The organism is Rhizobium sophorae (genome assembly GCF_013087515.1).
Lineage (GTDB): Bacteria > Pseudomonadota > Alphaproteobacteria > Rhizobiales > Rhizobiaceae > Rhizobium > Rhizobium sophorae.
Genome location: NZ_JABFCN010000053.1, coordinates 1 through 7,672 on the forward strand (window position 1 = coordinate 1; position 7,672 = coordinate 7,672).

Annotated in this window: 11 protein-coding genes and 1 tRNA gene; 4 read left to right on the forward strand and 8 right to left on the reverse strand. The window is 52.5% G+C overall.

All coding sequences use genetic code 11. The annotated features are described in order from the left end of the window. Positions 1–55: 55 nt before the first annotated feature. Positions 56–301: a hypothetical protein gene (locus tag G9X64_RS29330; RefSeq protein WP_171377934.1), complete on the reverse strand. Its 246-nt coding sequence runs from the start codon at positions 299–301 to the stop codon at positions 56–58. 347 nt (positions 302–648) lie between these two features. On the opposite strand from G9X64_RS29330, the gene G9X64_RS29335 reads away from it, so the two are divergent. The 3 genes from G9X64_RS29335 to G9X64_RS29345 all read left to right on the forward strand — a co-directional run bounded on the left by G9X64_RS29335 (position 649) and on the right by G9X64_RS29345 (position 1,762). Beyond that, positions 649–921 (forward strand): DUF5983 family protein, encoded by a 273-nt coding sequence (locus G9X64_RS29335; RefSeq protein WP_168317822.1) that lies wholly within the window; start codon positions 649–651, stop codon positions 919–921. A gap of 89 nt (positions 922–1,010) precedes the next feature. Next, positions 1,011–1,082, forward strand: a tRNA-Ile gene (locus tag G9X64_RS29340). A 242-nt stretch (positions 1,083–1,324) separates the two neighbouring features. Beyond that, a complete protein-coding gene (locus G9X64_RS29345; protein ID WP_171377935.1) occupies positions 1,325–1,762 on the forward strand; it encodes a hypothetical protein in 438 nt (145 codons plus the stop codon). Here G9X64_RS29345 and G9X64_RS29350 read toward each other — a convergent pair. The 4 genes from G9X64_RS29350 to G9X64_RS29365 form a co-directional block, all read right to left on the reverse strand. Next, positions 1,695–2,114, reverse strand: a complete 420-nt coding sequence (locus tag G9X64_RS29350; RefSeq protein ID WP_168317824.1) for a hypothetical protein — start codon at positions 2,112–2,114, stop codon at positions 1,695–1,697. The two genes, G9X64_RS29345 and G9X64_RS29350, sit on opposite strands and share 68 nt — an antisense overlap. A 64-nt stretch (positions 2,115–2,178) precedes the next feature. Continuing rightward, a complete protein-coding gene (locus tag G9X64_RS29355; protein ID WP_171377936.1) occupies positions 2,179–3,678 on the reverse strand; it encodes an AlbA family DNA-binding domain-containing protein in 1,500 nt (499 codons plus the stop codon). Positions 3,679–3,915: 237 nt separating this feature from the next. Then, a complete protein-coding gene (locus G9X64_RS29360) occupies positions 3,916–4,377 on the reverse strand; it encodes a hypothetical protein (RefSeq protein WP_171377937.1) in 462 nt (153 codons plus the stop codon). 10 nt (positions 4,378–4,387) lie between these two features. Further along, entirely contained in the window at positions 4,388–5,356 is a 969-nt protein-coding gene (locus G9X64_RS29365) for a TIR domain-containing protein (RefSeq protein ID WP_168317826.1), read from the reverse strand. 172 nt (positions 5,357–5,528) lie between these two features. Between G9X64_RS29365 and G9X64_RS29370 the strand changes: the two genes are divergently transcribed. Beyond that, positions 5,529–6,131, forward strand: a complete 603-nt coding sequence (locus G9X64_RS29370; RefSeq protein WP_168317827.1) for a TIR domain-containing protein — start codon at positions 5,529–5,531, stop codon at positions 6,129–6,131. Positions 6,132–6,353: 222 nt separating this feature from the next. On the opposite strand, the gene G9X64_RS29375 is transcribed toward G9X64_RS29370, so the two are convergent. The 3 genes from G9X64_RS29375 to G9X64_RS36225 form a co-directional block, all read right to left on the reverse strand. After that, positions 6,354–6,809: a hypothetical protein gene (locus tag G9X64_RS29375; RefSeq protein WP_168317828.1), complete on the reverse strand. Its 456-nt coding sequence runs from the start codon at positions 6,807–6,809 to the stop codon at positions 6,354–6,356. A gap of 106 nt (positions 6,810–6,915) precedes the next feature. Then, positions 6,916–7,293, reverse strand: a complete 378-nt coding sequence (locus G9X64_RS29380; RefSeq protein WP_130794210.1) for a PH domain-containing protein — start codon at positions 7,291–7,293, stop codon at positions 6,916–6,918. A gap of 45 nt (positions 7,294–7,338) precedes the next feature. Beyond that, on the reverse strand, positions 7,339–7,672 hold a 334-nt coding region (locus G9X64_RS36225), incomplete at its 5' end, for a hypothetical protein (protein WP_210259736.1).

The window sequence follows — 7,672 nt, forward strand, 5'->3', positions numbered from 1 at the left end:
CGTCCTTTGATGGGCCGGACTCTAATGCAATCTGGAGGAAATTACCCGTGGCAGGTCAGACGGAATCCGAATCCTCAAGTGTTTGAGTATCCAGATCGCAATAGTAAGCGTAGCGCGAACCGCCTTCAAACGGCGGAATTCGATCGTCGAAGCCATCTTTTTGTAATTCTACATCAAGGATCGCCCAAGCCTCGCTAACGGCAGATATTGCCAACTCCAATGCTTGTGCCCGTATCGGTTTCGACCAGTGCTCCTTTTCCTTCTCAGTGTAGGTGCAATTTTGGGGGTCAGTACAATCCATCTGTCAGGCGCTCTGCTTAGGTAGCTTCAATACTGTGTCGATCGGCGTTCAGACGCAAACGACTATTTCTTCGCCAAGCCTTCTGGTGTCAGCGCTTAAGATCGTCCGCTCATCAAGGAATTGCTCACTTGAACTGTGGTGGCCGGATTAGCCATGGGCACCGCCTTTCACCAAGCATCGGCGGAAGTCTTTCGCCCACTGTGATGGCGATAGCACACGACCTTATTTTGCTCTCTGATTTGGGTATCTGCATCTAATACAGAGCTCAAATTGCCGATGCAAAGGCAAACGTTGACTTCGTCCAGCCGCATACGCACCATTGATCTCGATGCATTTGGAATTTCGACTTGCGCAAACTTCTTTGCTTGAGCACCTCACATTTGTCCTCGGCTACCAAGCGGTTTCTAATGTCTCATGATCAAAAGGAGTGGCTCACAGTGGGCGGGCCTTTTGGAGATATGGGCTGGCTATTCCACGTTGATGAAGACGCGGCGTTCAATTTCGGGAACCGACGGTTCAAAGATCTATGGCGTTCTTTCGCGTACGCTGCCGATCGCGGTTACGACCTCATCCTCTTCGATGATGTTGAGGAGCCGGTGCGGGATCTGCCAGTCTATTGATGCACCCAACAATGAGTGGGTAACTCTCTTCCGATCGGGTTAGGGCGAACTTGCGAATCCCTCGCCGCTTTCCTAAGCCTCTGGCCGTGGGGCCTGTAGCTCAATTGGTTTGAGCCGTCGGCTCATAGCCGATTGGTTGCATCAAGTCCTTGCCGGGCCCACATAGTTTTCTTGCTCACCATATATCTTCGAAATTCCCCACTGTAATTGAGCAAAACACTCGATATGCTGGTTCTTTGCCGGATTTTCAATATTTCTACACTAATGGCGTGCAGGCGTGTTTCCGTTCCCGTTGTGACCGGTTTTGCATCAGCTACAACTTAAACGAAGATTTTCGCGGCATTCTCACGAATCATTAGTGGATCTCTGCTTTATTTCCCCGCATCTGATTAAGGAGATGCGGATGTCGGCAGTGGGATTTCGTTGTATTTCGGAAACCAGGAAAAGCCCAACGGAGCCGCTCAGGTTCAAGGTACGCTACTTCGCAAACAGCTCGCTGGGCAATATCGAGGGTGATGACGAAATCGGCCTCAAGGATGTGCTCGGCGTGCTAGCGTACGACGCACTTCGGGATGCCGTGAAGCAAATGTTCGAGGAGCTCCGAGCCTTGATAAAAGCTGCATGTCTGAAAGGACTCACGATAACCGTCGTCGACTTCGAACTGCAGTTCGACTTTATTGAGGGGTGGCAAATCGCAGTCAAAAGCTTGATTAATGACGAAACGCTAACGTTCAAGTCGGTCGCGCAGTTTCAATCTTTCTTGGTCGAAACCTTCAAGATCGAACCACTTCCAGGAGTGAGTGAAGTTGATGCTCGCGCCGCCACCAATCTAGGCCTTTGAGGCCGCGGAGATTGCGGGCATTCTCAAGGAGGTGCGGCCCTCTTTCATGGCGGTTACCTGGTGTTGCTAGTGAATACTGTATAATTTTCGACTCTTCCACAATCAGCGAGCCTTCGCCGTGAAGTCCCTCGATTTCACTCCATCGTGCCACGATCTTCCTCGCATCAGGGATTAACTCTGACGGGCGATCTTGAACCGGCCGGTGTTCCTCCTGGTGGAGATGCCAACGCAAAGCAATCAGGCTGCCCGCTTCGATAGCGGACACGATTGCCGATTCGAAGGTTCCGATAAGTTGTTGTGTGGCTTGCTCGATTACGTGAGCCGGACGGAATTTTTCAGTTGTTTGCGTCATGTGGACCTCCTCCACTATGCTGGTCTGGGGGAGCGTCGGCGGCAATAGCGTTCAGGAATTTTCGTTACGGCAATAGCCGGACCGAGCATCCCTCTTTCTGCAAGTCGGCAACAATCTGACCGATATTCCGCTCGTTGAACCATTCGTCAGGTTCGAATGAGGACGTACCGCCCCACAGTTCAAGAAATGGGACGCATACTCGTTTCAGAACGCCAAAATACCCAGTCAACAGCTCATCTCTCGTGACTACCAATCGAGTGGGAAACCTTTCTTCCACTGCCTTTGCCCTGGTGTGCAATTGCAGACCGTAATCAAAGTTCCTACCGATGGCCCGGCCGTCCAATCCTCGGTGATCGGTGAATATGGCGACATTCTCAGCATCGGGTACCTGGGCAATGGTCAACGCAGCATGAGCCAGCAATGAGTGAAGCCGGATGAAAATTTGGGTCGGCGTGAGGAATGGATAGGCCGTTTTGTGCCTCAGGCGATTATAATCCTCACGATAACTCTTGCAGATCACAAAGACAGAGTTTCCGTAGGTTCTCCAATAATCGAAACCACCAAAATAGACTGAATCGCCCGTGAGACGCATGCCTTCGACCCCGGTGAAGTCCCGGCCCGCAATCGACCAAAATCGGCTACGGGGCAGATTATCGGAATTCTGAAGTACGATGAAATCGTGCCAGCCCAAATCTGCCACCGCGCTCATTCCCGCGCTTGCCTGCCGGAGGATGGTATGTGGCTTTTCCAACGTGACAAAACTTGAATCGCGTGTGAGCAGAGCATAGCCCATGGTCACGTGATTTTCTGGGATCGTCGCAATCTGCTGATCAGCATCCGAGTCCGCCATTGGAAGCGCTCTGATTTGCTCAACGAAATCGGACCTAGTCGCTTCAGCCAGGTGACCTATTGTCCCCCAATCGACTTCAGATATGCGCCCGGCCGAACCGATCGATCCGTTATCGGTGAGGGTCTTCAATACGGCCGCAATGACGGATTCGGTAATTGCTTTTGTCATCGCCTGCGTTTTTGACAGATGGTCCTCTTCGGCCTCTCGGACAGCTTCGGTTTCCCGGAAACGCATGCAGCGCTTTAGCAGCGTGTCCCACTGCTGATAGTTTGAAATTTTGATTGATTCCGGTCCAACACCCCGGACGTAGACGTGAAAATAACTATTTTCATCGCGGGCGCCAATGGGCATTGTTCCGTGAGAGGGAACATGGACGACCGGATACCTTACCCCGTTTGTGTATTCGGTGAAGCGGACTTCACATTGAATGGGCGGTTCTAGCCTCTTCTTCAGAAGATTATGGACCGCATCAGACCGGTAGAATTCGAGCCCGAACTCCTCGGAGGCTGGAAGCGCGTTACCATCATCGTCAATGCCAAAATAGAGACGGCCGCCACCGTGATTGGCAATAGCGGCTATGTGCCTCGCAATCTTGGTTTGTCCTTCCTTGTTCTTTTTCGAAATGTCCATCCATGCCTTGAATTCGACCCCAAGTTTTTCACTGCGGTGTTTCAAGTCTTCTTCCATTTGCTGAACGTCAGTCAAAACCGACATGCATGGCTCCCACTTGTTGGTCCAGATATAATGCAGCGCGAATATTCCACGCCAATCCACCGTGCCCGAACACTGCATCGTTTTTCGGTCGCAAGAGACACACAGTGTGTGGGCAGCCAATCGCGTGCCCACCACTGCGAACCGGTCTCCTAGAACTGATGGATCAAGGGCGGGGACCGGGTGTTGGCATCCGCTTCCAAAGGCTTTCAAGTGAAATTTTCACCTGCTAAAGCCGTGTCAGACCTTTGAAGCAGGCGCTTGCCAAAGGATTCGCTTCGAAAACCCTTCGCCCATAATAACCTGCCATCGGGTAAACGCGGCTTTGAACTCTCCTACTGAATCTAATCCGTCTTCGAGAACGATATAGTTGGCCGACAGCGAGCGGTCTGCTTTTGCTCGAATTGATATTGTCGTACCAACTCGCTGGATCGCTCCCAAATGATTGCCATAAGACGGGTCGAAGACAGACTTCTCGTCAACCTCGATCCGAACATTGGGAATAATAAGCCCATACCAGTTGTCGCTATCGGCGGTCAGGAAGTATTCGTACCGAGAGCGTTCAGAAAGAAATACGGCTGCGGGAGCGTTTGCTACGCGTCCGATCAGCACGGTTTCCTCTCGTTCGCTCCTTGGTAGGATCAAACTTCCGGGAAGTGCATCCTTGAACGCCCCCACCGTGAATTCACTTGCAGACAGCACGCTTTCCTCCTCAGTAGGCGTTACCCTTAAGGGGACGAACAAGAACGTTCCAAAGCACCTCGGCGGCTCCTTCCTGAGAGAGCTTTTGATCTCTATCGCCTCCGAACGAAGACATTCCCATGCTCTTCAAGTAAATGGATTGATCGTCCGCTTCGACGTTTATGGACTCGGACATACCGTTACTCGCGGTTGTCTCTCCCTGAGCATAGCTTATCCCATTGCTCCACGCGCCACCCCCCATGTAGACGGTACCGCGCGAGACATCTTTGCCGTTGCGGTAGATAGTGGCGAAGAATCTGTTGGCATCCACGCGACGGAAGACGCCCTCGTAGCCGGGATTGCGGTCACTCAGCTCGACCAGTGAATTCTCGAAAAAACGGACAATGTACTCGAAGGTCTCGAGCTTGAAAGCGTCTTTGTCCCGCTGCGTAAATTCTTTGGCCAAGCTAAGATTGCTGGAACGCGGGGCAGCCGTTGGGGGGCGGGGGGACGGTTGCTGCATTGCTGCAGGTATCTGCGTTGCGGGGACGGGGGCCCGTCCAACAACTCGCCCTGCCGCACCGCGAACCGCTTGCGCGACCTCCAACAGCGCAGCGTCGATGTCAGTCCATTGCGTCACCGGTCGACCGTCCTCGGGCACGCCCTTGAGTTTGCCGAAGGGTGCGTGTTTCCAATCGCATGCCCGCAATATGACTGGGATGACAATCGCCTCCTTGCGCTCGTGCCTTTCCATCGCTCGTTTCATCTCGATGTCGTAGCAATAATCCGATGCGAGGAAATCTGCGCTCACAAGAAGTAGGATGATGTCGTCGGTGTTAATATGCTCGTCGATTTCACGCTCAAACTCGTCGCCCGCGCCAACTCGTCGATCGTGCCATGTTTCTATCACGCCTTGGCGTCTTAGCATTGAGAGCTGCTTTTCGAGTTGATCTCGAAGCGCTCCATCGGCATGTGAAAACGAAAAGAAAACACTTGGCATAGCTGTTTCCGTATTCTGATGTGCAAAAGCAACTAGCGGCAAAGAACGTGGGTTTTTAGCCTGAAAGGCTGTTAGTTGCCTAAAAACACACGCTTACATCGATTGCAGTCTCATTGCGAATCTTCAAGCTATTGTTGTAATTTATGCCGGGCGACGGAGCAAATGGTTCGGCATGGCACGCTACACGTTCTTCTCATTTCACTATTCGCCGGATATCTGGCGAGCCCAGAATGTGCGCAATTCCTGGGTTGCGCTGCCAGGAGATGAGATCGACAGGGGTTTTTTCGACGCTAGCGTTTTTGAAGCCAAGAGGCGTGTCAGCCCAGACATCCTCAAGAATTTTCTGCGCGATGCGTTAGATGGCACGTCGGTAACGTGTGTTCTGGCAGGATCGGAGACATATCGGCGCCGGTGGGTTCGCTACGAAATTGCCCGAAGTGTAGTCCGAGGAAACGGCATACTCACCGTGCACATTCAAGGCCTCAAGAATTCTAAGGGTCTAACGTCCGTCAAAGGTCCCAATCCTTTGGACTGCCTGGGTGTATACTCGGCGAATGGAACCATCTTTTTGGCAGAATGGGAGGGGACGAAGTGGGTCAAGTATGCGGATTATGCGAGCCCAATACCGAAGTCGGATCTCTGGTTCAGAGCGCCAACAACGAACACAGTCACGCAGCTTTCCGAGCATTGCCTTGCCTACGACTTCACTGCACAGCGCGGCAGAGAAAATATCGGGGGCTGGATTGAGACGGCTGCTGGTCAAGCGGGCCGCTGACCAATTCGCGGCCAGAGAGCTCTTAAGAACGCCTTGATACAGGCTCGCTGCCGTCAAGGGGAATTGCTACACCGCCATCCGCGGATCTAGTGCGGGTACGCACCGAGGCAGTTGACGTTTGGAGGGCCCGAGCCAGCAATCAAGGGGATTGTCGACTTCAGACAGTTCTCGATGTCCCGCTCCTTTTATCGCTTATATCCGCGGTCACCGTATCGTCGATTGCTATTTGGCCTCTTGCATATCGTCGATTAGCGATAGCAGGGTCAATGTGAGCAATTTGATCGCAGTTAGCCGAGCTTGAGCGACCAATGGGAGAGGGGGCACCGACCCGTGCTCGTCGATAACGGACAGTGTCATAGAGCCGATGATCTCGAGCCCACTAGAAACAGCCTGGAGTCTCGCCCAACTATTCCATTTCGTTTTGCGGAATTTTTGATCCCACAACGTTTCTGGATCGGGTGTTGGGTGCGTTATCGAAAGCATGCGGAGTACGGAATCAAGCTCAGTAGCGACCTGGCGCCGACTGCTTCGCCGCAGAGCGGCATTGGCGTCGAAGGCTATCGCGAACGACGTTCGGAATTCTTTGATAGCGCTGCTAACGGACTGGAGATAAGAGACGTGCTCTTTGATGCGCTCAAGCGCACCAGGTCGCGCGATTGCCGCAAAGAGTTCATTCATGGAAGTCATTGCTAGGGATGCGATTGCGTCTCATCAATCATTGATGGGCTTCGCCATCGGCGCAAGGCGGAATTTTCGTCGGTGAGTCAGTCAAGTCGGCAAGCTTTTACCCGAAAATGCCAGTTGCTAAAGCACGCTGGATACCGCGCACATCTGTGCCTTTCTTCAACGTTTTACTGATGGGTGTGCTCGTCCCAGACACCCAGACCTTAAGCTCAGTGTCCAAATCGAATGTGCCAGCGGTCTCTACAGAGAACCGTGTGATCGCCTTGTACGGGATCGACAGGTAGTCGACCTTGCTTCCTGTAATGCCTTGGATGTCGACGAGAATGAGTCGCCATTGGGTGAAAACGAAGAAGTCCCGGATAACCTTGTAAGCAAGCTTGGCCTCTTCGCCATCGATCAGAACGCCATCAAGTCGCTTACGCAGTTCGTTTGGATCGATCTTTGATCCATGCCCGAGTAATCCATCAAACAGTCCCATTGTCTTCCCCCTGATGACGTACTTCGTAAGCTCACCACACTAGCATCAAATGCCCAAGACCTGCACATGTGACGTTTCCTCCCTGGAGCGGACATGGCCTGGTCGGCTGAAGAATTTGCCGTTGTCTATTGCTTCGCCTGCAGCCAGACTATCCACATTGGAGTCGGAATAATTTTGCTCGGCATACGGCAATCTGGACGCACGTTCCGATTCTTTGGATTTCGTTCCTAATAATCCGGTCTTTGCTCCGGTTCTACACGCTGCTGGCCGCCGCGAAGCTAGTGTCGGCGTTCCATAATTCAGCTTATGCAACTTTGTGCTGTAGGGGCTATTTAGTAATGCGACAGTTGGGCCAGTTAGAGATGCGACACTCTCGCCT

What these genes read in the sequence shown, in the direction of transcription:
- G9X64_RS29370 (WP_168317827.1), top strand. Translation starts at nt 5,529, where the DNA reads ATGGCACGCTACACGTTCTTCTCATTTCACTATTCGCCGGATATCTGG.
- G9X64_RS29375 (WP_168317828.1), bottom strand. Translation starts at nt 6,809, where the DNA reads ATGAATGAACTCTTTGCGGCAATCGCGCGACCTGGTGCGCTTGAGCGC.
- G9X64_RS29355 (WP_171377936.1), bottom strand. Translation starts at nt 3,678, where the DNA reads ATGTCGGTTTTGACTGACGTTCAGCAAATGGAAGAAGACTTGAAACAC.
- G9X64_RS29345 (WP_171377935.1), top strand. Translation starts at nt 1,325, where the DNA reads ATGTCGGCAGTGGGATTTCGTTGTATTTCGGAAACCAGGAAAAGCCCA.
- G9X64_RS29365 (WP_168317826.1), bottom strand. Translation starts at nt 5,356, where the DNA reads ATGCCAAGTGTTTTCTTTTCGTTTTCACATGCCGATGGAGCGCTTCGA.
- G9X64_RS29380 (WP_130794210.1), bottom strand. Translation starts at nt 7,293, where the DNA reads ATGGGACTGTTTGATGGATTACTCGGGCATGGATCAAAGATCGATCCA.
- G9X64_RS29330 (WP_171377934.1), bottom strand. Translation starts at nt 301, where the DNA reads ATGGATTGTACTGACCCCCAAAATTGCACCTACACTGAGAAGGAAAAG.
- G9X64_RS29350 (WP_168317824.1), bottom strand. Translation starts at nt 2,114, where the DNA reads ATGACGCAAACAACTGAAAAATTCCGTCCGGCTCACGTAATCGAGCAA.